Here is a 25,857-nt window from a genome sequence, read left to right as displayed (position 1 = left end):
TTAGCGGGGACTAAATAAATTAAAGAATGAAAATCCTTTATTCTACTTCCAGAATCTTAAGGAATTCGCAGGCTTTTTCCGCAGCTAATTTTTCAGCGGATTTTTTATTAAAATCGCGTCCTAGACCACATACAACCCCATCTACAACAGCTTCGATACTGAACATTTTCGAAGATTCTCCCTCCGGGTTATCCGTTTGTTGGAATAGGATTTCTTTACCCGTATGCTGACACCATTCGATCAACCGGCTTTTGAAATTAGTCTCAGTCTGTTCCAGTAATTGGATATCGACATGTGGTTTAATAATACGGTTCAGGAGAAAGCTTTTTGTAAATACGTAACCTTTGTCGAGATACACGGCACCGATCAACGCTTCAAATGCATCGCCCAACAACGACCCTTGTTTGTTTGGAAAACTGATCATTCGGGCATCGAACTGTATCATTTCATTGAATCCTAATTTTCTGGAAAGTTGGTTCAGGTTTGCACGACTCACAATTTTGGAACGCATTTCCGTGAGGAAGCCTTCGTCTTTATACGGATATTTCTTGAACAACAGTTCGGCAACGACAGATCCCAAAACAGCATCACCCAAGAATTCCAGGCGCTCGTTGCTGTTTTTAGCCCCTTCTTTGATTGTTATTGCAACAGACTTATGTCTAAATGCCATCTTGTACAGATGCACATTCCCGGGAATAAAACCAAGTAGGTTTTTTAGTTTTCTAACATATTCCCGATCCGGCGAAATATATAACTTGTATATCCTTGAAAAAGGCATCTCATCTAAAAATAAGGCGACAAGTTCTAATTAAAGAACCTGTCGCTAGCTCATATTACCAAACCATGTTTGAAGGATCAAACATTAAGCTTTATATTTTTTTACAATCACGGTAGCATTGTGTCCACCGAATCCAAAGGTGTTACTCAACGCTGCATTAACAATACGTTTTTGCGCTTTGTTGAATGTAAAATTCAGTTTATTATCAATTTCCGGATCATCTGTGAAGTGATTGATTGTCGGTGGGACAATATCATTTTGCACAGCTAAGATTGAAGCAATTGTTTCTATCGCCCCAGCAGCACCCAATAGGTGTCCAGTCATCGATTTTGTTGAACTGATATTCAATTTATATGCGTGTTCACCAAACAGGTCAACAATAGCCTTCGTTTCACTGATATCACCGACAGGTGTAGATGTTCCATGGACATTGATATAATCAATATCTGAAAAATCCATCTCTGCATCGTTGACAGCCATCGTCATTGCCAATTTAGCGCCCAATCCTTCAGGATGCGAGGCTGTGATATGATGTGCATCCGCACTCATGCCACCTCCGGCAATCTCTGCATAGATTTTTGCACCACGTGCTAAGGCATGCTCTAAACTTTCTAAGATCAAGGCACCCGAACCTTCACCCGAAACAAAACCATCTCGGTCTTTATCAAAAGGACGGGAAGCAGTTTTGGGATCATCATTTCTTGTTGACAATGCATGCATTGCGTTGAATCCACCGATTCCAGCCTCATTGACCGTCGCTTCTGATCCACCGGTAACAATCACATCCGCTTTTCCCATACGAATATAGTTAAAAGCATCAATCATTGCGTTGGTGGCAGAGGCACAGGCCGATACTGCCGAAAAGTTAGGACCGCGAAGGCCATGGCGCATTGAAATATGTCCTGGAGCAATATCAACGAGCATCTTAGGAATAAAGAAAGGATTGAAACGTGGTGTTCCATCCCCTTTTGCAAAGTTGGCAACTTCTTCTGTAAAAGTTGTCAGACCGCCTATTCCTGAGCCCCAGATTACTCCGATACGATTTGTATCTAATTTTTCAAAATCTAAGCCAGCATCTTTAATTGCCTCATCAGTAGACGCAATTGCATACTGTACAAAAGGATCGACTTTACGAGCTTCCTTACGATCCATAAAATCATGTGGATCAAACCCCTTTACCTCACACGCAAACTGAGTTTTGAATTTTGACGCATCAAAATGCGTAATAGGAGCAGCTCCGCTTACACCATTTATTAATGCCTCCCAGTATGCTGAGACGGTATTACCAATTGGTGTAAGGGCGCCTAATCCTGTTACTACTACTCTTTTAAGCTCCATTTATTACGATTAGCCTAATTAAATTAGTTAGTTAACGTTTTTTTCTAAATAAGCGATTGCTTGACCAACAGTACCGATAGTCTCTGCTTGATCATCAGGAATAGCAACGTTGAATTCTTTTTCAAACTCCATGATCAACTCAACAGTGTCAAGTGAATCAGCACCTAAATCATTAGTGAATGAAGCTTCTGGTGTTACTTCGTTTTCGTCTACACCTAATTTTTCAACGATAATTGCTTTTACTCTTGAAGCGATATCTGACATGATTTTATAGTTTAATTGTTTAATAAATCTGTGCAAAGAAAAATAAATTTCATCAAAATTCAAACCTAAATTGATATTTAGATGAAAGTCACCGTGTTAGGCGACCGAACTTATTCGCGTCTTATACTAGCTAACCCACTCTATATTAACTTAGTTCAAGTATAACAAAAAATATTTTGTATTCCAAACGCTCAGCTAATTAACTCAAATTTTACACAAAAAGTATATTCCCACCTTAAAATTATTAGTACCTTCGTTAGCATAAGAACATATATTTTAGAAAAAAAGTGGTCAATAAGTTAGTAGCAAGGTTAGACATGGACATGGATGAAGAGTTAGATTTCACCCTACTCGCCATCACCTGCCCGCTGAAAGATTACCGCCTCTGTCACTTTATCAACAAAGTGACAAATCTGGATTTTTCCAGAGGCAAAGAGAGCAAATATGATCATGATGGCCGTCCAAAAAACAAATCTGAAGAAGAGCTTGAATATCATATCATCTTTGACGCAAAGAAAAAAATAAGCTACCACTTCACCGCTTTTCATTACCTCAGTCCCGATTCGGACACAGAATATTTTCTTATCAACAATAAAAGTATCGAGGGAACCTTTTTAATCCCTGAAAACCCCCATTTTGATTTCTTTGTCATCATCAAAAATTACATCTGCGAAGAAGACGTTGAACATATAATCAAAAGGATCAGCAAATTACCGGAGGTAGTCATAGCGAAAGAAATATCACCAAAAATATTGAAATCTAAAGAAAATCTCATATTTTAGCAGACTGTAGGTTAGTGTAGCAAATACACCTAACTGTAAATCTAAATTAATTCGATTTAGTTTTGACAAAACGACAACAATACAGCAGGCTGTTTGTTGTCATAAATGAAGAACATTAAAAAATACAAAATAACAGATGGAAAAAGTTCAAAAAAGGACTAAAATTGTCGCAACATTAGGCCCTGCTTCGGCAGACAAACAAGTTTTGACCAACATGATTGCCAAAGGGGTTGATGTGTGTCGGTTGAATTTCTCTCATGGCAGCCAGGCAGATCACCTTAAGGTAATCGAAACTATAAATGCAATAAATAATGAAACCGGATTCAATGTTGCCATCTTAGCTGACTTACAAGGTCCAAAGATTCGGATCGGAAAGATGAAAGAAGGTGGTGCTGTTCTCGTCAATGGTTCAAAAGTTGAAATCACCACACACGAACTCATTGGAGATGAAAACAGAATCTATATTACATACGAAAACTTTCCAAATGATGTTGAAGCAAACGAAATCATATTACTTGATGACGGAAAACTTCAACTTCGTGTTTTAGAGACCAATCATAAAGACACCGTTACTTGTGAAGTGGTGCATGGAGGCGTTCTTACTTCACGTAAAGGCGTCAACCTGCCAAACACCAAAGTATCTATCCCTTCATTGACTGAAGAAGATTTAGATAACTTAAACTTCGCATTGGATCACGGTGCTGACTGGATTGCCATGTCATTCGTTCGTTCGGCGGAAGATATCGCGCAGTGCAAAAAGATCATTGCTGAAAAAGGAAGTCATGCGCGCGTAATCGCCAAAATAGAGAAACCAGAAGCGATCGAAAACATTGATGCGATCATCGAAGCTACTGACGCTATCATGGTCGCTCGTGGAGATCTTGGTGTTGAACTTCCTATGGAAGAGGTACCGGGACTTCAAAAGATCATTGTCCAAAAATGTAGGGACCTTTCAAAACCTGTAATTATCGCTACTCAAATGTTGGAAAGCATGATTACCACACCTCGTCCTACTCGTGCTGAAGTAAACGATGTTGCCAATTCAGTATTGGACGGTGCAGATGCAGTGATGTTAAGTGGTGAGACTTCAGTTGGTGAATTCCCGGAAATCGTGATCGAAACAATGAGTAAGATTATTATCCACGTGGAACAAACTTCTTATCCTTATTATAATGAGAAAGTTAGTGAGATACACGACGGAACGCTTATTCCAGACGCAATTTGCGCCTCTTCAGTATATCTGGCTCAAAAAACAAATGCCTCTGCAATTGCCGTGCTGACATCTTCCGGTGCAACAGCATTTGAAATCACAAGTTACAGACCAAATGTGGACATCCTGGTATTTACAGGTACAAAGACATTATTGAGACAATTGAGCTTGCTTTGGGGCGTAAAAACATTTATTTACGACAAATTCGAAAGTACAGATGGTTCTATCCATGATGTCAATAGATTTATCGTCAAAAACAACTACGTTCAACCGGGATCGATCATCATCAATACGGCGTCCACTCCGTTAATCGAAAAAGGTAAAACAAATACGATCCGTGTTTCTCAGCTGTAAGAAATAGGAGCAAAAAAAAAGAAGAGCATCCGTGTTGAAACGGATGCTCTTCTTTTTTTATTTCTTAGGGTATAGGGAGTCTATCTTTAATTTGAAATCTTTCACTTTCAAACTATCTTCCAATAATTTAAACTGTAATGTATCCTCGGATGATTTCCTTCTTTTTGGTAATTTTTCCGTTCCCGGCATGGGGGCCAAACTATCCAGGTTTTTGGATCTCTTGACGGGCATATTATACTTAGCTGATGTGGTATCTAATCCAAGGACTGGCATCCGGGATTGTTTATCCTGCAATAAGGGCCGATGCTCTTTGGGTCTGATCTGGCCAAAGGCAATTCCAACCGTAAAAGATAATGCCAATGATAATACGTAAGCTTTCATAACATAATCTATTTTAACTTCTAATTTACAACAACATAACCAAGATTTAAAGCAATTGCTGTTAAACATTGTTAAAACAGCGTCAAAACAAGTTAGCATCTTTATATTTGTAACAATTCAAGTAAAGTGGAAGATGGAAGGCAAGAATGGTACAGAAAGCCAGTGTATAATGAGTGCATGATTCGCTTGAGATTATACCTTTTCAAAATATGATTTAATGAAGAAAAATAGCATTGTATTAATCATTGGACTAATGTCTTTGGCGCTAATCGGGGTATTGGCCATGCAATTCTATTTCCTGCGGGATTCCTATCGTCAAAAATCACAGCTTTTTGATGAATCTGTCAATGCTGCGCTTACGGCTGTTGCGGGAAAACTCGAACGCCGTGAGGTCGTGGATTTCGCGAAAGTACAACAGGAGCGTAATATCGAAAAATCCAAGCAGGAACAAGCGAAACAACGTCAGTTAACTGAACAGCTTAGGCTCCAAACTCAAATTGAAGAGCTCCGTGGCAAATTAGATCAGGTCTATCAAAAATATAAAATACGAGAAGACAAATTAAAGGCACTTTACCCCAATGTAGTCAATATTGAAAACTGGTTTTATGAAACCTATATCAGAAGACCACAATATCAGGATCTCGTTGAGATCAATATTATCAAAACCCCGACAAATAGCATGTATTATCAGGAAGACGTCATTGTGTCAGCAACAAAGACTATTCCGCGTATAGAAGCAAAGGATGATAGCACTCGATTTTTGATTATCCATTTTGACGACTACAAAAGACTGATAGGAAGAGATTTATTTGTCCTCCCCCCAAGATCAGATCCAAAATTAGCCCGGAAGATTTTCGAACTCGAAACGAAACTAAATAAATTATCCCGGCAAAATGCCCGGTATGAATTCAACGTCTACGACTCTGTTGCCATGTTCGGTGGTAAAAAGGCTGATTACATCGAAGATGTCGCTATTGGGATGGAGCTTGCCAAAAGACCGCTAAAAGACCGGCTAAACGTCATTATTGTTCAGGAACTCTTAAAAGAAGAACTGGCACAACGTGAGATCAAAGCGCCGTTTAATATCGAAATATGGAGCACAAGCAACATCTTGCTGAACAATATTCTGAATGAAGCCGAATTAAACAGCCCTATAAATACCACAAAGTACTCAACTGCTCTTTTTAAAGGTGACATCGGTGCTGCACCAGGAAAACTGACCATATACTTTCCGAATAAAAAGGCGATTATTGCGGACAACATGGGGTATTTGTTACTGCCCATGCTCGCGCTCCTATTTCTATTGGTCGGATGCTTTGCGTATACGCTTATTATTATCTTCAGGCAAAAGAAAGTATCTGAAATGAAAACCGACTTCATAAACAACATGACACATGAGTTCAAAACTCCCGTGGCTACGATTATGATCGCCAGCGAATCACTCAAGGATCCGGACATCAATGCAGACCATAAACGTGTACAGAAATTGGCCAATATCATTTATGATGAGAATGTTCGTCTCGGAAATCATATTGAAAGGGTACTGGATTTGGCAAAACTTGAAAAAGAAACATTGAAACTTGACCGCGAAGATGTTCATATCAACGACCTTGTCGCCGCTGTTACCGACAGTATGCAGCTTCGGATGCAGAACATTGGCGGAAAATTCAGTGTCGATCTCGCTGCAACAAAGGATATTGTTGTCGGGGATGAACTGCATTTCTCCAATGTATTTTACAACTTAATGGACAATGCAATTAAGTACAGCAAAGGAGATCTACATGTAAATATCAGTTCTAAAAATATTGGCGACAATATTGTTATCACCATTGCCGACAATGGAATCGGGATGAGCCGGGATCATTTACAAAAGATATTTGATCAGTTTTATCGTATTCCCACCGGAAATGTCCACAATGTCAAAGGCTTTGGCTTAGGCTTAAGTTATGTACAGGATATATTGAGAAGACTTAATGGAAGAATCACTGTAAAAAGTGAAAAAGATAAGGGCACAACCTTTGAGGTAATTTTGCCCATAAAAAAATAACACGTTCCTTTTTTGTATATTCAGGGAACATTAGTGAAAATTAATAGATTCATTATGCAAAAGATATTATTAGCAGAAGATGATCCCAATTTGGGGGATCTTTTAAAGGATTATCTCGAATTAAAGGGAAAATTTGACGTCACGCTCTGTATAGACGGGGATGAAGCCATCTCCCAATTCAAAAAAAATGATTACGACTTATGCATTTTCGATGTCATGATGCCTAAAAAAGACGGTTTTACCGTAGGCCGCGAAATCAGAAAAACAAATAGCACTGTACCGATCATCTTCGCCACCGCAAAGGGGATGATGGAAGACAAGACTGAGGCGTTTGAATTAGGTGGAGATGATTATATTACCAAGCCGTTCCGTGTTGAGGAGTTACTGCTTCGGATTAATGCCCTTCTGAAACGTAGCGTAAGAGACAAAGAAGATGAAGTGGTTGCAGACAAATTTGAAATTGGAGATTACTTCTTTGATTATACAAGTCAGCAGATTTCCTACAAGGGCCAAACGCAAAAATTATCAACAAAAGAGGCCGAGTTGCTTCGTTTACTTTGTTTAAAAAAGAATGATGTATTGACCCGTGAAGAAGCCTTATTAAAAATATGGCATGACGACAATTATTTCACCGGCAGAAGTATGGATGTATTTCTCAGCAAACTTCGCAAATATCTAAAAGAAGATAACAAGGTAGAAATTGTCAATGTGCACGGGAAAGGATACAAACTTCTGGTAAGCTAAAAGCATAGCGGGTGAGATTCAACTGAACAATTTCACCCTGCTTTCCAATGAAAAGAAAGAAATAAAACATTTCTATTCTTAGTAGATTATAAAAAATACATGCTCTTTTATAAAAAATTTGCATGTCAAAAAAAAATGTGCTAACTTAGCGTCGCTTATAGAGAAAGGCAGAGGGAATAGACCCGATGAAGCCTTAGCAACCTGTCCCTTGACAAGGTGCTAAATTCTACCCTACTTGACATGGGAATGATAAGCCGAAGTCACCGAATTCTAGTGTGTCCTTCTCTCTAGCAAGAAATATAGTTGAAAAAGAAATATTAAAAACATTATTATGTTATTGACTAACAATTTAGGTTACCCTCGTGTGGGCGCGTTCCGCGAATTGAAAAAAGCCAATGAGGCCTATTGGGCTAAAAAATCTTCTGTTGAGGAATTATTGGACACAGCAAAAAAAATTCGTGAAGGCAATTGGAAAACACAAAAAGATGCTGGAATAGATTTGATCCCTTCCAACGACTTCTCTTTTTACGATCAAGTATTGGATTTAACCCTTACTGTTGGTGCTATTCCTGCTCGTTATCATTCTTTGTTGAATAAAGTAGACAACAACTACAGCTTAGACTTATATTTTGCAATGGCGCGCGGTTTCCAGCAAGAAGGAATTGACGTGACTGCAATGGAGATGACCAAGTGGTTGGATACCAACTACCACTATATGGTTCCTGAATTCACAAAAGATCAAGAGTTTAAATTGACTTCTGAGAAATTCCTGAATGAATACAACGAAGCAAAATCATTGGGTATTGAGACAAAACCTGTTTTATTAGGCCCAATCACTTACCTTTTGATCGGTAAAGAAAAAGAAGCTGGTTTCGACCGTATCGACCTATTGGATAAATTAGTTCCTGTATATGAGCAAATCTTGTCTAAATTGGCAGAAGCTGGAGCACAATATGTTCAGATCGACGAGCCTTTCTTGGCTTTAGATTTAGATGCAAAAGTAAAAGCATTATACCAACCTACGTTCGAGAAATTGGCTGCTGCTGCCAAAAACATCAAATTGATCGCGACAACTTACTTCGAAGCTTTAAAAGATAACGAAGATATCGCGGTTAACTTACCGATCCATGCATTACACTTGGATTTAGTACGTGGAGAAAACCAATTGGATACCGTTTTAGCTAAAGTTCCAGCTTCATTGACATTATCTTTAGGTATTGTTGAAGGCCGTAACATCTGGAAAAACGATTACGAAAAATCATTGGTTAAAATCAAACAAGCAGTTGATGCACTAGGCAAAGACCGCGTTTGGATTGCTCCTTCTTCCTCTTTATTGCACGTCCCTTTTGATTTGGACAATGAGCACAATGAGCAATCATTACCTGCTGAAGTGAAAAACTGGTTAGCGTTCGCTAAACAAAAATTAGCGGAGGTAAAAGACCTTGCAGTTTTAGCAGAAGGTGAAGTTGACGCCGAAACAGCAAAACGTTTTGAAGCAAACAAAGCTGCAGCTGAAAGCCGCCGTACTTCTCCATTGATCCACAAACCAGAGGTAAAAGAACGCACAAGCAACATTACTGATGATGATGCAAAACGTACATCAGTTTTTGCTGACCGTAAAGCAGCACAACAAGCGAAGTTCAACTTGCCAGCATTCCCTACCACAACGATCGGTTCATTTCCGCAAACGAAAGATGTGCGTAAATGGAGAGCTGATCTAAAAAAAGGAGCGATCACACAAGAAGAATACGATAAAGCAATTGCTGAAGAAACCGAAAACACAATCCGTCTTCAAGAGCAATTGGATATCGACGTATTGGTTCACGGCGAGTTCGAACGTAATGACATGGTTGAATACTTCGGTGAGCAATTGGCGGGATATGCATTCACTCAAAACGGTTGGGTACAATCTTACGGTTCACGCTGTGTGAAACCTCCAATTATCTACGGAGATGTATATCGTCCACAAGATATGACTGTACGTTGGTCTTCTTACGCGCAATCATTGACTAACCGTCCGGTTAAAGGCATGTTGACTGGCCCTGTTACCATCTTACAATGGTCTTTCGTACGTAACGACCAACCACGTTCAACAACGACTTACCAAATTGCATTAGCGATCCTGGATGAGGTACAAGCGTTGGAAAAAGCAGGTATCAAAATCATTCAGATCGATGAGCCAGCTATCCGCGAGGGTTTGCCATTGCGCAAAGCAGATCAAAAAGATTACCTGAACTGGGCGGTACGTGCATTCCGTGTTTCTTCATCCAATGTAGAAGATGATACGCAGATCCACACACACATGTGTTATTCTGAGTTCAACAATGTGATCGAAGATATCGCAGCAATGGATGCTGACGTTATCACGATCGAGACTTCACGTTCACAAATGAAATTATTGAATGCATTTGCCGGTGATTTCAAATACCCGAACGATATCGGTCCGGGTGTATACGATATCCACTCACCGCGTGTACCAAGCAAAGACGAGATGGTAGACTTATTGCGCAAAGCAAAAGCAGTAGTTCCTGCGGAACAACTTTGGGTTAACCCTGACTGTGGTTTGAAGACACGTGCTTGGCCTGAAACCAAAGCCGCTTTAGAATCAATGGTTGATGCTGCAAAAATCTTAAGAGCAGAATAATTCTTAAACTATATTGATAAAAGCCCAAGATGAGAATTCATCTTGGGCTTATTTTTTGAGCATTTTATTCGAAATCAAGCATCTCCTTCAGTTATTTACCTCGCTTTTTGCTTGTCTTGATCATTTCCTGTTTTCCTTTAATCCGATCTTCGACAGACTTTATGACCGTGGACAGATCGCTGTCCAGGTTATCCAACTTAGCCATTTTGAGGATTTTTAAAGCCTTTTTGTATTTCTTTAATTTCTCAAGCAGCAACACCTTCTTAATCCAGATCGCTGTCAGGGACATACCGGGCAATGTCAATGCATATTTGATGGTTTTCTTTGCTGCTTCGTAATCGCCCATGTCTATTAAGGTCTGTATAAAATAAGGATACACCTCCAAAGCATGCACATTATGGCTGAGAGCTTCCTGAAAATATTTCTTTGCCTGTTCATAATCAAACAGCTGCTCCGCATAGACCCGCCCCATTAGGCACAATGCCATCGTATTGGATTCATCGTATGACAAGGCATAGGATAAGGATTCTAGCGTATCCTCCAGATAATATGGATAATTATCCAAGGCCTGGAGAACATATTTATTCACTGAATTCATCGTTTTTTTAAAACATTACATGAGTATTGAGCTTCTTGCGGCTACCTCTAGCCACACAGATGCCATTTCCTTTTATCGGTTAGATCATCTCAAATGATCGCGTGGCAATACAGACATCACAATCCGATGTCATATACAAATGCCAAAAGTGGCCCAGAAAAGAAGATTAAGAGAGTGCGGTATTCCGGAGAATATGCCCAAGACTCTTCTTTAAGGACGAAGCTGGGGTTTTTAGTATAGCAAACATATTCTTCCGTTTTTTATTTTATATTAATACCTTATTGTGCTGCAAAGATTCAAAATATTTATCAAATTACAAAATATTTGACTATTAACAACTTACAAATACGCAATATCATTGGCATATTATTGTCATATCGTTTTTTTTAAAATCATAAACCTTTTAGTCATTTTCGTTTCATGGAAAATCAAACAGTAAATCAACTCATCAAACAAGCTAGAAAGCTCAGAGGACTGACACAACAGGATCTCGCCAATCAAGCCGGTCTATCTTTAAGAACAGTACAACGAATCGAAAAGGGGACAGAAGAGATCAGTGGTTTCAGTTTAAGACAAATCAGCCAGATTTTAAAAATTCCTTTAGAACAATTAATTATGCCAAATGTAAATCAAATCAGTATCGACAACAATCAAAGCGGAAGCATAAAGGCTCTTTATCTAGCTTCTCTAACTTTCTTAGTCAACCCGCTATTGGGCTTATTGGTTCCAGCCATTATGGGCTACACCAAGCAAAATAAAGACGCCCAATACAGCAAGCATCTAAAAAAGATCATCATCATACATGCAACAGGTCTTTTACTTCTCGGCGCCTTTATAAGCTATCTCTTGGCAGCAAAATTTTTCCATATTCGACAGCCCTTGTATTTGAATTACATCTTTAAAAGCTGGTTTTTTCTGCTAATCCCCGTATGCTATTATGGCGTGATTATCATTTTCACAGTGATAAACTATTTTCGAATTAAAGGATCCGATGCAAGTCAAGATTAACTGATAGTCAGCTTGCGCAAATCGAAATTCATGATCCGTGCAAGCTGAAAATACAGCTGTATGAATAGATTTTATAAGTCAGAAGGACCCTTTCTTCCAAAAGAGACAATAGAAGAAAGAAACCGTAAATTGAGTCTTATCATGGCTTCTTTTGGACAATCAATACCCAGTCATTTTCTAGCATGAGGTAGCCCATCTCATAGATAAATTTATAGGTTTGCCCTTTATTATTAGCAAATGTATGCGTGTGGAATTTGAAATCAAAACCCAGTCTTTTCAATTTTTCCCCTTGTACCTTTGTCATCCCCTTCTCCTCCCCTTCCAGCACATCCGCCAAAATACGCCGGTTTTTACGCAATATATTATTCACATTCCGGATCAGATTGGTCTGATCGCTATTCAATTTATTGTTGTAAGCATTTCGACAGGAGTCATCGCAAAAGCGCTTATCCGATCTTCCCCGTATATTTTTCCCACATTCCAAACAAACTTTTTCCATAGTATACAATATGAAAGTTAAACGACAACAAACGGTTACAACCGACTATAGTCGAATACAAATGGTAAACAGACGATTATTATTCTTTGTCCTTTTCATCTTTGCTCAAGGTCATTCCACATCAATTGTTATGGCCAGTAACTAAAATAAGAATTATTAGAAACATTTAAAAATTAGACAAAATGAGCACATTACGTAACAAAGTACAATTAATTGGTCATTTAGGAAATGATCCTGTCATCAAAACCACTTCAACTGGGATAAATTACACTATTTTACGACTTGCCACAAATGATCTTTTCAAAAACAAAGCCGGAGAATGGGTCGAGGAAGTACAATGGCATACACTCGTCGTATGGGGCAAGCAAAACAATGCCATTGAACGGAAATGTAGCCGCGGGACCAAACTCATGGTTGAAGGGAAACTAACCTATCGTAACTACGAAAATGCTGATGGAGCGAAAAGATATATTACTGAAATCAAGGTTGACAGCTTTTTGATTCTATCAGATCAAAACCGCTCAAACGAGGATATTCCGGTACCACAAGAGGAGGATGAGGAAGATCTTCCATTCTAATTTAAGACAGAAAAAAAGCAGGACTTTTATACAAAGCCCTGCTTTTTATTTTTATCAAAAAAACTATTTCGCTGCACTAGCAGTTAGCTCTGCTGCTAGCTTCTGAGCATACTCCGACCATAACTTCGCATCTTCCGGAGTTAATTTAGTAAGAGCGGTAGCAGTTTTTGTAGCCCACTCCTGTTGTTTTCCGGCTAACTCCTGAATTTTAGTTGCATCTCCGCTTTTTGCAGCAGCCACATATTCATTCACATATTTTGTGTAATCGTCTGCCAGCTGCTGTGCTTCCGGAGAACTAAACTTCGGCACCTCAGTAGTCGTTGTTGTCTCAGTCGTTGTTGTTTGGGCAACACCACCTTGTGTATCAGTCGTTGTGACCGTATCCTTTGTTTCTACTTTTTTGCTATCTGCATTATTACAAGAAACAAGGAAAAGTGCAGCAATTGCTGCAGATAATACCATTTTTTTCATTTGTATAAATTTGTTTTTAAATTGTGATGAAGCTATCAAATTTATTCATCATTCAGAGATGCTGAATAAAGAATGATGGTTTCACGAAACGAATAAGTTTATAATAAATTAAAATTATTTACCAACTTAAATTTGGATTATTTTAATTTATAATCCAAATATATTTTTTCACAAAAACAAATAAGTATTAAAAAACTTCCGTTTTTCTCTTTTCCATGCGTCTAAATTAAAATATCAATGACTAAAACAATCTCTGATTGTAACAAAACTATGGCATTAATCAGGATTCTGGCTTCTCCAATTTGCCAGAGAAAGATATTCCCCAGAGACGATATCCATAATCTGAATATTCTTACAATCACTTTTATTCAAGTAGAAATGATAATAAGGTTCGAATCTCTCCTCATTATTATACCCAACGGTAAGAGAATACAGTTCTGTTCCATCCTGTTTCAAACTATCGATGATAAACGATATATTAGCTTTGTGATCAGTCAAGCTATCCAGATTTCTTTTGCTTTCTTCAACCTCTTTGAGAGCAAGGATTACTTTCATGGCCTTTTCCGTTGAACAACCAACTTTCTCGTCGATCTTATCTGAGGTTTCAATTTTTTCCACGGTTGGTTTTCCAGGAGCCCGGTCGCTTTTCGGATTATCGGAGGTATTGCTTTGACAGCCTATATCCGTTCAAATTTACCGTACAATTTCCAAAAGTTTCCTTTCTCGGCCAATATAAAGTCAACTTTTTTCCAGGCGTTTAACACCAGGCTTATTTCTGTTTCTGCCATGGAATATTTTCCGATAAAGAATTCCTCGGCTGAAAAACACAGACCAAAGGCATTGTTTAACGTATGTAAGCTTTCTATGTCAATTTCTTCAAAAAACAGAATCGACTGTGCTGTTACAGTGAAATCGCCCGGTACCGGTATAGCATCCATATACTCCATCGCAATAAAACGACTGCGGCTTTGCAGCGGAAACTCAATTACCGGAAGTTCATTTAATTTTGACACATAAGTACAGGCATCTAACAACGCTTCACGTTCCAACAACGGGACCTGTGCCAATCGCTTCTCCCCTACTGCAGGCGTATCAGGCTGAAAATAATCGTTAAAATTGAGAATCTCATTAACAGAAAGATTTTTTTCAATCAGATGCTGCACAGGAATGCCAAAATAATTTGCAATCTTCAAAACAATCTCAATTTTTGGTTCGGCACGCAACTCTTCGTAAGATGAAATATTCCCTCTAGTGAGATTAAAAACATCTCCAAAAGCCTGCTGACTCAATCCTTTCACCTTTCTCAGCTTTTTAATATTATTCCCGACGTTACTCATTTTAAAAAAAAATTAATTTTTTCTTGCAAAATATTTTTGCAATTCACTATCTTTATGCAAAGAATATGTGCAATATATAAAAAACTTGATTATGTACTTCTCAAAAATTGAAAATTATATCGCCAATATCGGTTATAACATTACCCATAAGGATGAAAAAGAAGGTGTTTTTGTGATCGAAAATGAAGATGATGGTATCCGCAATCTCATTGTGGGGATTGCACAGCCTGTCGTAATTTTCGAGCAGTATTTATTTACCATCAACAACGAAAACATGGATATGTTCAAATCGTTACTTATCAAAAATAGAGATATTATCCATGGCGGGTTTGCTTTGACAGAGGATGGCAGAAAAGTCATATTCCGATATACGCTGCAGCTACATAATCTCGATCAGAATGAATTTGATGCCGCCATCAATTCGCTCAGTCTTTTAATCAGCGAGTATTATAATCAGTTAATTAGTTTTTCAAAATTATAGAATAATGAATATTTTTAAGAGAATTTTCAGAATCGGTCAAGCAGAAATCCACGCTGTAGTGGATAAAATGGAAGACCCCATCAAAATGACGGAACAAGGTATCCGTGAGATGAAAGAAGACCTGGAGCAGTCGGTAGAAGCGTATGCAAAAGTAAAGGCCTTGGCCATACGTACACAGAATAACTGTGAAAAGAAAAAAGAAGAAGCCAATGAATTTGAAAACAAAGCTATTTTATTATTGCAGAAGGCTCAAAAAGGGGAACTTTCTGCTGAAAAAGCAGAAAGTCTAGCTAAAGAGGCCTTACTACTGAAAAAGCAATTGTTGATCGAAGCCACTGAGCTGGAAAAACAGGCGACAATTCATCAGAGTTCTGCAGAGGAGTTGCACAAGAATGTGGATATACTTAAATTCAATATATCTAAATGGGAAAGTGAATTATCAACCTTGAAAGCAAGAGTTAAAGTATCCAATGCGGCTAAAATGGTCAACCGACAACTAGCCAACATTGACTCCAACAGTACCATTTCCATGCTGGAGCGCATGAAAGAAAAGGTCGAAGAGGACGAGGCTCTCGCCAAAGCTTATGGTGAGATCGCAATGGGCAACAAAAGCAAAGTAGATGAAATTAATGAATCCATTGGTGGTTCGGATTCCGTCAACAGAGAACTGGAAGAATTAAAAAGAAAATTAAATGGCGATGCGGAGATTTGAGTATAAAACCGTTAAAATCGAGCCCAAAGGTTTCTGGGGAACCAAATTGGATCCGGAGAAAATCGACGAGATTCTTAACGACTTAGGAAATCAGGGCTGGGAATTGGTCGCAATGCAGGATCTTGAACTCAATGGTAGCTCATGGTCTTTTCATTACACCTTCAAAAGAGAAAAAATTTAAAAGAAAACACGATGACAGAATTAATCAATATCTTATTCAACCCATTATCAAATGGTATCATGACTGTCCTGACAGGCCTGTCTGTAGTGTATTGGTTATTTATGTTCCTTATGGGCGATGGCGTACATCTATTTGATGCGGATGCCGATGTGGATTTACACCCTACCCCCGACGTCAGCGACGTAGATGGCTCACATGATATTGATGCCGACGGGCCCGATCACCCACACCAGCATACAGACTCCGATACACATTCCGAACCGGGCTTTTTTGCGAAAGCTATGGATTATATCAACGTTGGTAAAGTACCGATTATGCTTATTGTAACCATGTTTAAGTTTATTGGCTGGGTGATCACCATTGTATCCTCATTATTTATTGATGTCGCTTCCTGGGGGATAAAATCTGTATTGATCCTAATTCCTGTTTTCATCGTTACGTTTTTCTTTATGCATTTTCTGACAAAACCCTTAGCAAGAATGTTCAAGAATATTGGCTACAATGGCGAAGAAAGCCATGATTTCCTTGGTCGCATGGGCAAAATGCGCGCAAGCATTGAAGGTAAAAAAATTGGTTCTGCTGAATTTATCATCCAGCAGGATCCAATTCGTCTCAATGTCGTGAGCCATAATGGCGAAAAGATTGGTTATGGGGATGATGTCATTATCGTGGACGAATCCAAGGACAAGAAATATTATTATGTCACAAAGGAAATCACCATAGACAATATTTAAAATTGATGCGCAAAACAGAATCGCCTTGTCAACCATAAGCTTGCGCAAGCAAAATCTAAATACAAAAATCTAAATAAATACTAATCATATGCTATATCAACCTCTTTTATTTTTAAGCGGCTTAAACGGAATTATATTGCTGATTGTCGGTTTAGCTGTCTTTTTAATCTTTGCATTCTTTGTTGTACTGAGTGCCTTCTATAAAAAAATTCCGCAAGGAAAGGCGATTGTCCGAACAGGTGTTGGTGGGACAAAAGTCGCCTTCAACAAGGGTATGTATGTGGTCCCGGTTTTCCACAAGATGGAGATCATGGACATCTCCATCAAAAAAATTGAGATTGCCCGTATGCAAGGCGAAGGACTGATCTGTAAAGACAATATCCGTGCTGATATTAAGGTGGCCTTCTTTGTCCGTGTCAACAAAAATGTGGACGATGTGATCAATGTTGCCCAGAATCTGGGTTGTGACCGTGCCAGCGAACCCGAAACTTTAAAGAGCATTTTTGAATCCAAATTTTCTGAAGCGCTCAAGACTGTAGGTAAGAAATTTGATTTCATCGAATTGTATGAAGCCCGTCGTGAGTTTCGCGATGAAATCCTCGACATCATTGGCACAGACCTAAACGGTTATATCCTTGATGACTGTGCAATTGACTATCTGGAGCAGACAGATATCGAACATTTGAATCCCAGCAATATCCTGGATAGTGAAGGTATCAAGAAAATCACTGAACTGACAGCAAAACAAAATATTAATGCCAACTTTATCCGTCGAGACGAAGAGAAATTGATCAAAAAGCAAAACGTCGAAGCTCGCGAAGCGATTTTAGAATTGGATCGTCAGCTTGCTGAAAAAGAAGAAAAGCAAAAGCGTGAAATTGATAATATCAAAGCCCGTGAAGAAGCAGAGATCGCAAAGGTACGTGAAGAAGAGCGTTTGAAATATGAAAGCGTCCGCATTTCGACCGAAGAGCAACTGGCCGTACAGGAAGAAAATAAACTACGTCAGATAATCATTGCCGAGAAGAACAAGCAGCGTACTGATGCTGTGGAAGCAGAACGTGTGGAAAAAGACCGCGCGTTGGAACAAACCGAACGTGAGCGTATAGTCACTTTGGCTCAGATTGACAAAGAACGTTCGATTGAGACAGAAAAGAAAAGTATCCAGGGGGTGATCAAAGAACGCGTCCAATTGGAAAAAGGTGTTATCGAGGAACAACAAGGAGTCAAAGATATTGAAGTATTCCGCGAAGTAGAACGGAAGAAACAAGCGGGCGTTATCGCAGCATCACAAGAAGCCGAAGAGAAATTAATTTCTACAGTTAAAGCCGCTGAAGCAGCGAAAATTGCGGCAGAACAAGAAGCTGAGAAAAAAGTAATCGACGCTGAAGCAGCACGTAAGATCGCTGAAAAACGTGCACAGGAATTATTAATAGACGCCGAAGCGAAAAAAGAAGCGTCCCTCAAAGAGGCTGAAAGCCGTAAGATCATAGCTGAAGCGCAGGCGAAAGAAGAAGCCGCAATAGGTTTATCGGAAGCCGAAGTAATGGTTGCAAAAGCCGAAGCCGAAGAAAAGCAAGGTACTGTACAGGCCACTGTGATCGAGAAAAAAGCCGAGGCCATGCGCAAAGAAGGTTTAGCACAGGCAGAAGTTGTTCGTGAAAAAACACTTGCGGAGGCAAAAGGTATCGAAGAGAAAGCCGAGGCCATGAAAAAACTGGATGGTGTGGGTAAAGACCACGAGGAGTTCAAATTACAGTTACAGAAAGAACGTGACATCGAACTTGCACAGATCAACATCCAAAAAGATATTGCCCAAGCACAGGCTGGGGTATTGTCCGAAGCACTTAAAACAGCGAAGATTGACATTGTCGGCGGTGAAACCATGTTCTTCGAAAACATTGTACGTCAGGTGTCCAACGCCAAAGGTTTTGACCAGCTGATCGACAATTCTAAACATGCGACTGATATTAAGAATTCACTATTGGGCCCGGACGGGAAAGGTGATCTCGCCGAAAAAGTACGCGGACTCGCAGATAAATATGGGATCTCATCCAATGATATCAAGAACTTAACAGTTTCTGCAGCCTTGATCAAATTACAGCAGGCAGCCACAGATGCCGAGAACGGTGAAGATGCAGGTTTTATCAATTCCCTGTTTGGATTGGCAAAAAACTTAGGCATTTCCAATAAAAAGCTGTAACCACATCCATTATCTTGAGCCTTGGAAAGATTCAAATCTTAACAGGCTCAAGATAATATCTTAAAAACCAAAGCAATCACATGATACGTTTTATCCTTTTTTCTGTTTTCCTGTGCTTAAACACCCTGTCTCTAACGGCCCAGACGGTTCAGCAACGATTGGATTCACTATTCCAGTCCTTGAATCAAGACGGTGAATTGAGTGGGGCATTCTTGGTAGTCGACAGTGGTAAAGTTGTTTTTGAAAAATATATGGGTTTCGAAACCGCAGAGAAGGGAAAAAAGATAACTAACAACAGTCGTTTTGAACTCGCTTCAGTCAGCAAGCAGTTTACGGCGATGGCCATTATGCAATTGGAAGAACAGGGCAAGCTCTCCTATGCGGATGATATTACCACATATTTCCCGCATATAAAATTCAAAAATGTCCGTATCAAAAATCTATTGCGTCATACCTCGGGAATACCTGAATTTTTGGCTTGGGATCCGCAATGGATCGATAAGAAAAAAATAAATACAAATCAGGACTTTCTCAAAATAATTGAGACAAAGATTGACAGCACCTCCTTTAAGCCAGGTGATCAATACACTTATTCGAATACAAACTACCTGCTCCTGGCTCTGATTGTAGAAAAAGTATCTGGGCAATCTTTTGCTTCCTATATGCAGCAGCATATATTCAAACCCGCGGGAATGAAAAACACGTCTGTATTTTCGGCGCGTTCACCCAATGCTGACCTGAAAAACTACGCAAAAGGAATGGCCTATGATGCGAAGACCAGGAGCTTCAAAAGTGTTGATGACTTTCCCGCATTTAGCTATCTAACCTATTTTGATGGCGGAAGTGGCCCCTATGGAATAAGTAGTACGGCTCAAGATCTCTTCAAATGGAATCAGGCTATCCAAAACAATACACTATTAACGCGTCAAAATTTCATGAAGGCCATCTCTGTCGATACGCTCAATAATGGCAAATCCATTAAAATGGCAGGTTTGTACTATGGTTTTGGCTGGCTCTTTACCGACAGTACCAACAGTGAAAGCAAGATGCATTTTCACACAGGGGGATATCCAGGCTATAAAACGATCAACATTCGAGATTTTAAAGAACAAAAATATTTCATCGCTTTAATAAACAAGTGGAATACGATCGATGTATATCCGTTGACATCCGCTGTTAATGCAGTTCTTCAAAAAAGAAAAGCTCCAGTTATTGACCGTGAAAAATTAACGGGAGCGATCATACTTGTGGAGTTTCAGATCAAACAGCTTTTAGGAACATATGAATACACAAAACAACCTGAATTGAAGTTCAAAATTACAGCTGATGATAATGGTAGTCTATTTGCCCAGTTATCGGGACAGTCAGCCATCGAAGTCTATCCGAAAAACGAATTAGAGTTATTTTATACGGCTGTGCAAGCCGAGCTGAAATTCAGCAAAGAAAATGATCAGATCACAGCGCTGACGCTGTATCAAAATGGTCAGGAATTAAAATTCAATAAAGTTAAATAAGTCAAGAACTAGCGGAACTTATGCCAGAAGAAAACGTAATAAATCAGAACGACAGCCTTGACCAAGGTGCATATGAAATTATCCGAAAACGACTTCTTACACAGAAAGAAGAACTAGCGACCAAGCTCCAACAGTTGAATGAAGCCCGTAAAGAAGTCTTCAATTCAACGAGCTTTGTCCTCAAAGCCAATCAACGGATCACCACAGAAAACAACTGTGTTGCCCGCGGCATTCTGGCCTTGGATAATCAATGTATTTTTGGATATAACGTGCATTTTGGACTGCGTACCGAGATCAAGCTGGAAGATGTTTTCAGTGTTTATGCATTTGAGAACAATCAATTTATTCCGCAGTCCCTCGACCTGATCAACGATCAAAATTTCATCTCAGATTATCAAAACCTATACAAATACTATAGGGACTCCATATTCTCCAAATTTCGTAGGACAGAGAACTATTTGTACATGATCTTTCAGACCAGCAAAAATCCCGCTGACCTCAAAGCATTCAAATGGCTAATCAAAGATGGTAAGCTCCAGTATCAGGATGACCGCAGCATCCACGAAGTCAAATTGCCTAATCAATTTGAATTTGACTGGACGAAAACCACGCTCGAAGACCGTCGGCTCGGAAAGTATCCCCATATATCCATCATGGATAAGATCTTTATTGAGGCGATCCATGGCGATATCACCTTCAAGATCGAAAACAATACAGACAGCGGCAAAGGGATCTATTCCGAAAAAGTCATCAATGCCGACCAACAATTGGACGATGCCGATTATTACTACGCGGATCTCGGAAACCTTATTGCGGTACGTATCAAGCCGTACCAGGAAGATTTCAGGGCCTTCGTCTACAACCAGCGGACAAAGGAAGTCGTCAATCTAAAATCACTGAATGAATCAGCAATATTGTTACCGGACAATCAAGGGATTATTTTTTCCAATGGATACTACTTACAAAATGGCACACATAAGGTTTTTGATGCCCAGTTTGAACAAGTATCATTCCTACGCAGGATTGCCTCCCCCAATGGTGAAGATTTTCTGTATATATTCTGTCAGGAGGAAACCAATACCTATATCCTACTGTCCTATAACATCATTCAGCAGCATGTTGAGACCCCGATTATCTGCAACGGATTTACCTTGTTTAAAGATGGTAGCCTAATTTATTTCCGTACCGAGGCGGAAGCGACCAGACACCATCAGGTGCAGATCTGGGAAACACCTTATATGGCCATGCTCAAAGAAAATGAGCAGAAGAAAGATGATCCCCTTTATAAAGTAGGCAATAAACAGATCGTGCAGGCGATGGCCGAGGCGCAGGAGGTTATACAGCTGATCAACAAAGAGGACAGCTACGAAGGTTTATACGAAGATATCCTCAAAAAGTCCACGGTTTTATTGGATTCTTATTTCTGGATCAAAGATGACGCCTTATCAAATCTTGGCCAGCCATTAACACAGATCAAGGAAGTCGCCAATACCGCTATCGATGAGTTTGTCAAAGTACAGGCACAACGCAAACATGCCGCAGAATTAAATCTAGCAGCAGAAAAGAAGATGGAAGAACTCACGTTCACCATCAATAGTACCGTTGTGGACAAACTCGATCAGCTCGTCCATCAATTGGCCGATGCTCGCCGTATTCAGGGTGAAATCATCGACCTTAAAAATATAAAATATATTGATACGGTCAGGATAGATAGTCTATTGGAAAAACTGCAGCGTATCACCTCCGAACTGGCTGAAAAAACCATTGCTTTCCTCCTACGCGATGAAGCCCTGCTTCCTTACGAACAAAAGGTGGAACAGCAGAAGAAAAATGTGGAGGCCATCGTGAAGGTCTATGATGCCAAAGCAATCGAGGAAGCCAATTCAGCCATTTCAAGCGAACTGGAACTATTGATTGATATCCTCAATAGTCTAAAAATTGACGACTCCACACAGACAACCAAAATCATTGAGAAGATTTCGGTTATTTTCTCCTCATTAAATGAGGTTCGCGCACAGCTTACGCGAAAACTCAATTCATTAAAAAGTACAGAAGCGATAGCGGAATTCTCAGCACAGCTAACCCTGTTGGAGCAATCCGTAACCAACTACCTCGAACTGTCAACGACAACCGAAAAGGTCGACGAATATTACACAAAAGTCATCGTTCAACTGGAGGAACTTGAAAGTAAATTTTCTGAATTTGAAGATTTTGCTTTAAAGATCGCGGACAAACGTGATGAGGTTATCAAGGCTTTTAATTCTCGCAGGGAACAAATTGTTGAACAGATCAACAAGCGTACGTCCTCGCTCGAACAGATCGGTCTTCGTGTATTAAAGAACATTGAGAACAAATCCAAGACATTTGCAACACGGGAAGAGATCCTCAGCTTCTTTGCCTCGGATCTGATGATCGACAAGATCAGACAGTTGGTACAGGAGCTAAAAACACTGCAGGATGTCTCAAAAGCAGAAAACCTTGAAAATCTGTTAAAGAAATCACAGGAAGATGCCTTACGGGTTTTACGCGATAAAAATGATCTCTTTGTAGATGGCGAAAATATCATTGCATTGGGCAAGCATAAGTTTGCGGTCAATAGTCAATCCCTCAGCCTTACCTTGCTGCGCAGAAATGATGAACTGTATTTCCACCTGACTGGGACAAGTTTCTATCAAAAGGTGCAGACCGAGGAAATCAACAGTTTTAAGGACATCTGGGATCAGGAACTTGTCTCTGAAAATAAGGAAGTCTATCGTGCAGAATACCTCGCCTACAAAGCATTCCTTGCTTCGAAAGGACAACAAGATTTTGATGCCTCCTCATTTATCACACAGACTGTGGAGCAAAGTTATTCGGAAGGCTATGTCAAGGGAGTTCACAATGTGGATGCACTGTTGATCTATGATACGGTCAAACAGTTGGATACTAAATTGGATCTGCTTCGCTTTGATCCCCTATTGCGTACGATGGCTCAGTTATTTTGGCAATCTCTTTCGGATGATCAACGGGCAAAGCAGCTGGCACTGATACACTCGACTTACACGATATTAAAAACGTTTCCAAATTCAAATCGTTACCAGTCTGTCATTGATGAACTGACCAAGTTATTCAATGCATGGGAGACACATTTGGATCGCTCCACCATTCATGGCCGTGACCTCGCGACTTACCTTTTTCATACGTTTACATGCTACAATACCTTTGTCGTCAGTGAACAATCCGATGAACTGAAAAAGGCTTTTATTCGATTGCTGGAATCCAAGAAAAGTTACAAGCTATTTGAAGCGGATATTCAGAATGAGCAATTTAGCCTGGCAGATCGTTTTTACCTGACTTTGAACTGGCTCAATTCCTTTGTAGACGAGCATCCGGAATATCTTACGCTACGCAAATATATTGAGGAAGCAGCCATCATGTTGCTTTATCCGACCCATGCGTATCACCTGATCATCGCAAAAGACCAGGCACATATCAGCGGATTAAAAGGCAACCATCCAATCCTGAACAATGGAGAGGAGTATATCCAATATCACGAATTTTTAGCACGTCTGGCGCAATTCGCTGATTATAATGTACCCCGTTTTGTGGCATTCTCCACATTGAAGGAACAGCTTGCGAAGTCCTATGCCAAAGAACTAAAGATCGGTGAGTTTGAGCCCAAAGTACTGACTTCCTTTGTCCGTAATAAGCTGATCAATGAAGTTTACTTCCCATTGATCGGAAACAACCTCGCCAAACAGCTGGGAGCCGCAGGCGACAACAAGCGTACGGCCCGTATGGGAATGCTTCTATTAATCTCGCCTCCGGGTTACGGTAAGACCACCTTAATGGAATATCTTGCCAAAACGATGGGCTTACATTTCGTCAAAATCAATGGCCCGACCATTGGTCATTCGATTACATCCATTGACCCGATTGAAGCGAAAACATCCGGAGAACGGGAAGAACTCAAAAAGATCAATCTCGCATTTGAGATGGCCGACAATGTCATGCTGTATCTGGACGATATCCAGCACTTAAATCCGGAGTTTTTACAAAAGTTCATTTCCCTTGCCGATGGTCAACGTAAGATTGATGGTATTTTTGAGGGCGAGAGCAAGACCTATGACCTCCGTGGCAAGCGCTTCTGCATCGTGATGGCCGGAAACCCATATACAGAGAGCGGCTCTAAGTTTCAGATCCCCGACATGCTTGCCAACCGGGCCGATGTGTACAATCTCGGCGATGTGATCGGTGATACCGAAGCATTATTCAACCTCAGTTTGATCGAAAATGCGGCGATTGAAAACAGTTACCTCGAAAAGATTGCAAGCAAATCGTTTAATGACTTTTATGCCCTGGTCAATTATGCGCAGTCTGTTATGGATCAACTGCCCGATTTAGAGGGCAACTACCTGAAACAGGATATTGATGACTTTATCGCGGTGCTGCGACATGTACTGAAAATCAGAAATGTCGTGATCAAGGTCAATCAGAATTATATTCAGAGTGCAGCGATGCAGGATAATTACCGTACCGAACCGCCATTCAAAATGCAGGGATCCTATCGGAATATGAGCAAGCTGGTGGCGCAGGTGGTACCGATGATGAATGAGCAGGAAATTGATCAGGTTCTTCTCGCGCACTATGAGAGCGAATCGCAGACACTGACAGCGGATACTGAAAGTAACCTCTTAAAACTAAAAGAGCTTGCCGAGCTGTTAAATCCTGTTGAACAGGAACGTTGGGAAACGATCAAGGAAATCTTCCGCAAGAACAATAAACATGGTGGACTGGCCAAAGACGATAAAGTATTCGGTCAGCTACTGGACTTCAATGAAAATCTGGAAGGTATTATTCAGGCAATTCGGGAGTATAGGAATTAAAACTTTTTACTGCTATTCCAGCTGACTTTCTTGTTTGTTCAGCTGGGATAGCAGTATTTTTGATACGATTACTATCAAAATTTTTTAAGCATTAACTACTTTTAGGCTGATTAATGATAGTATCATTTGATACT

The 25,857-nt window shown here is 39.8% G+C and carries 23 protein-coding genes and 1 riboswitch; of the genes, 14 read left to right on the top strand and 9 right to left on the bottom strand.

The window, feature by feature from the left end; all coding sequences use genetic code 11:
- Positions 1-37: 37 nt before the first annotated feature.
- The 3 genes from rnc to ABTV71_RS02650 form a co-directional block, all read right to left on the bottom strand.
- Positions 38-778 (bottom strand): ribonuclease III, encoded by a 741-nt coding sequence (gene rnc, locus ABTV71_RS02660; protein WP_121124449.1) that lies wholly within the window; start codon positions 776-778, stop codon positions 38-40.
- An 84-nt stretch (positions 779-862) separates the two neighbouring features.
- On the bottom strand, positions 863-2,116 hold the full coding sequence (fabF, locus tag ABTV71_RS02655; RefSeq protein WP_121124448.1) for a beta-ketoacyl-ACP synthase II: 1,254 nt from the start codon (positions 2,114-2,116) through the stop codon (positions 863-865).
- A 27-nt stretch (positions 2,117-2,143) separates the two neighbouring features.
- A complete protein-coding gene (locus tag ABTV71_RS02650) occupies positions 2,144-2,380 on the bottom strand; it encodes an acyl carrier protein (protein WP_028070665.1) in 237 nt (78 codons plus the stop codon).
- A gap of 287 nt (positions 2,381-2,667) precedes the next feature.
- Here ABTV71_RS02650 and ABTV71_RS02645 point away from each other — a divergent pair, with 287 nt between their 5' ends.
- Entirely contained in the window at positions 2,668-3,162 is a 495-nt protein-coding gene (locus ABTV71_RS02645) for an IPExxxVDY family protein (RefSeq protein ID WP_241254902.1), read from the top strand.
- Between the two features lie 136 nt (positions 3,163-3,298).
- Positions 3,299-4,726 carry a pyruvate kinase gene (pyk, locus tag ABTV71_RS02640; protein ID WP_121124446.1) on the top strand — a complete coding sequence of 476 codons (1,428 nt, stop codon included), beginning with the start codon at positions 3,299-3,301 and terminating at the stop codon, positions 4,724-4,726.
- 57 nt (positions 4,727-4,783) lie between these two features.
- Here pyk and ABTV71_RS02635 read toward each other — a convergent pair whose 3' ends face one another.
- Complete coding sequence (locus tag ABTV71_RS02635) at positions 4,784-5,107, bottom strand: hypothetical protein (protein WP_433902195.1); 324 nt, start codon at positions 5,105-5,107, stop codon at positions 4,784-4,786.
- Positions 5,108-5,324: 217 nt separating this feature from the next.
- Between ABTV71_RS02635 and ABTV71_RS02630 the strand changes: the two genes are divergently transcribed.
- The 3 genes from ABTV71_RS02630 (at position 5,325) to metE (ending at position 10,542) form a co-directional block, all read left to right on the top strand.
- Entirely contained in the window at positions 5,325-7,154 is a 1,830-nt protein-coding gene (locus tag ABTV71_RS02630; RefSeq protein ID WP_433902194.1) for a sensor histidine kinase, read from the top strand.
- Positions 7,155-7,208: 54 nt separating this feature from the next.
- Complete coding sequence (locus tag ABTV71_RS02625; RefSeq protein ID WP_108636230.1) at positions 7,209-7,898, top strand: response regulator transcription factor; 690 nt, start codon at positions 7,209-7,211, stop codon at positions 7,896-7,898.
- A gap of 152 nt (positions 7,899-8,050) precedes the next feature.
- Positions 8,051-8,154: riboswitch (SAM riboswitch) on the top strand.
- 75 nt (positions 8,155-8,229) lie between these two features.
- Complete coding sequence (metE, locus tag ABTV71_RS02620; RefSeq protein ID WP_433902193.1) at positions 8,230-10,542, top strand: 5-methyltetrahydropteroyltriglutamate--homocysteine S-methyltransferase; 2,313 nt, start codon at positions 8,230-8,232, stop codon at positions 10,540-10,542.
- 91 nt (positions 10,543-10,633) lie between these two features.
- Here metE and ABTV71_RS02615 read toward each other — a convergent pair whose 3' ends face one another.
- Positions 10,634-11,140 (bottom strand): tetratricopeptide repeat protein, encoded by a 507-nt coding sequence (locus ABTV71_RS02615; protein ID WP_121124442.1) that lies wholly within the window; start codon positions 11,138-11,140, stop codon positions 10,634-10,636.
- A gap of 420 nt (positions 11,141-11,560) precedes the next feature.
- Between ABTV71_RS02615 and ABTV71_RS02610 the strand changes: the two genes are divergently transcribed.
- Positions 11,561-12,148: a helix-turn-helix domain-containing protein gene (locus ABTV71_RS02610; RefSeq protein WP_433902192.1), complete on the top strand. Its 588-nt coding sequence runs from the start codon at positions 11,561-11,563 to the stop codon at positions 12,146-12,148.
- Positions 12,149-12,287: 139 nt separating this feature from the next.
- Here the strand turns inward: ABTV71_RS02610 and ABTV71_RS02605 are convergent, their stop codons facing one another.
- Positions 12,288-12,647, bottom strand: coding sequence for a hypothetical protein (locus tag ABTV71_RS02605; RefSeq protein ID WP_121124440.1), 360 nt, complete (start codon positions 12,645-12,647; stop codon positions 12,288-12,290).
- Between the two features lie 182 nt (positions 12,648-12,829).
- Between ABTV71_RS02605 and ABTV71_RS02600 the strand changes: the two genes are divergently transcribed.
- Complete coding sequence (locus tag ABTV71_RS02600) at positions 12,830-13,225, top strand: single-stranded DNA-binding protein (RefSeq protein WP_121124439.1); 396 nt, start codon at positions 12,830-12,832, stop codon at positions 13,223-13,225.
- A 63-nt stretch (positions 13,226-13,288) separates the two neighbouring features.
- Here ABTV71_RS02600 and ABTV71_RS02595 read toward each other — a convergent pair whose 3' ends face one another.
- The 3 genes from ABTV71_RS02595 to ABTV71_RS02585 form a co-directional block, all read right to left on the bottom strand.
- A complete protein-coding gene (locus ABTV71_RS02595; protein WP_146191128.1) occupies positions 13,289-13,687 on the bottom strand; it encodes a hypothetical protein in 399 nt (132 codons plus the stop codon).
- A 285-nt stretch (positions 13,688-13,972) separates the two neighbouring features.
- The gene (locus tag ABTV71_RS02590; RefSeq protein WP_147430385.1) at positions 13,973-14,314 is read right to left on the bottom strand and encodes a hypothetical protein; all 342 of its coding nucleotides are present in this window, start codon (positions 14,312-14,314) and stop codon (positions 13,973-13,975) included.
- A gap of 59 nt (positions 14,315-14,373) precedes the next feature.
- Positions 14,374-15,033, bottom strand: coding sequence for a helix-turn-helix domain-containing protein (locus ABTV71_RS02585; RefSeq protein ID WP_433902191.1), 660 nt, complete (start codon positions 15,031-15,033; stop codon positions 14,374-14,376).
- Positions 15,034-15,124: 91 nt separating this feature from the next.
- Here ABTV71_RS02585 and ABTV71_RS02580 point away from each other — a divergent pair, with 91 nt between their 5' ends.
- The 7 genes from ABTV71_RS02580 (at position 15,125) to ABTV71_RS02550 (ending at position 25,723) form a co-directional block, all read left to right on the top strand.
- Complete coding sequence (locus ABTV71_RS02580; RefSeq protein WP_121124436.1) at positions 15,125-15,514, top strand: YbjN domain-containing protein; 390 nt, start codon at positions 15,125-15,127, stop codon at positions 15,512-15,514.
- A 4-nt stretch (positions 15,515-15,518) separates the two neighbouring features.
- Entirely contained in the window at positions 15,519-16,226 is a 708-nt protein-coding gene (locus ABTV71_RS02575) for a PspA/IM30 family protein (RefSeq protein ID WP_433902190.1), read from the top strand.
- Positions 16,213-16,407: a DUF4177 domain-containing protein gene (locus tag ABTV71_RS02570; protein WP_183078687.1), complete on the top strand. Its 195-nt coding sequence runs from the start codon at positions 16,213-16,215 to the stop codon at positions 16,405-16,407. Before ABTV71_RS02575 ends, ABTV71_RS02570 begins: the two co-directional genes overlap by 14 nt.
- A gap of 11 nt (positions 16,408-16,418) precedes the next feature.
- Complete coding sequence (locus ABTV71_RS02565; protein ID WP_433902189.1) at positions 16,419-17,141, top strand: hypothetical protein; 723 nt, start codon at positions 16,419-16,421, stop codon at positions 17,139-17,141.
- Positions 17,142-17,229: 88 nt separating this feature from the next.
- The gene (locus tag ABTV71_RS02560) at positions 17,230-19,344 is read left to right on the top strand and encodes a flotillin family protein (RefSeq protein WP_433902188.1); all 2,115 of its coding nucleotides are present in this window, start codon (positions 17,230-17,232) and stop codon (positions 19,342-19,344) included.
- Between the two features lie 80 nt (positions 19,345-19,424).
- A complete protein-coding gene (locus tag ABTV71_RS02555) occupies positions 19,425-20,858 on the top strand; it encodes a serine hydrolase domain-containing protein (protein ID WP_433902187.1) in 1,434 nt (477 codons plus the stop codon).
- 20 nt (positions 20,859-20,878) lie between these two features.
- A complete protein-coding gene (locus ABTV71_RS02550) occupies positions 20,879-25,723 on the top strand; it encodes a DNA repair ATPase (RefSeq protein ID WP_433902186.1) in 4,845 nt (1,614 codons plus the stop codon).
- Positions 25,724-25,857 lie beyond the last annotated feature (134 nt).

The sequence above is a fragment of the Sphingobacterium puteale genome (assembly GCF_050986225.1).
Lineage (GTDB): Bacteria > Bacteroidota > Bacteroidia > Sphingobacteriales > Sphingobacteriaceae > Sphingobacterium > Sphingobacterium puteale.
The sequence above is the reverse complement of the archived record's forward strand: the minus strand, read 5'-3'. Positions and strand labels throughout refer to the sequence as shown.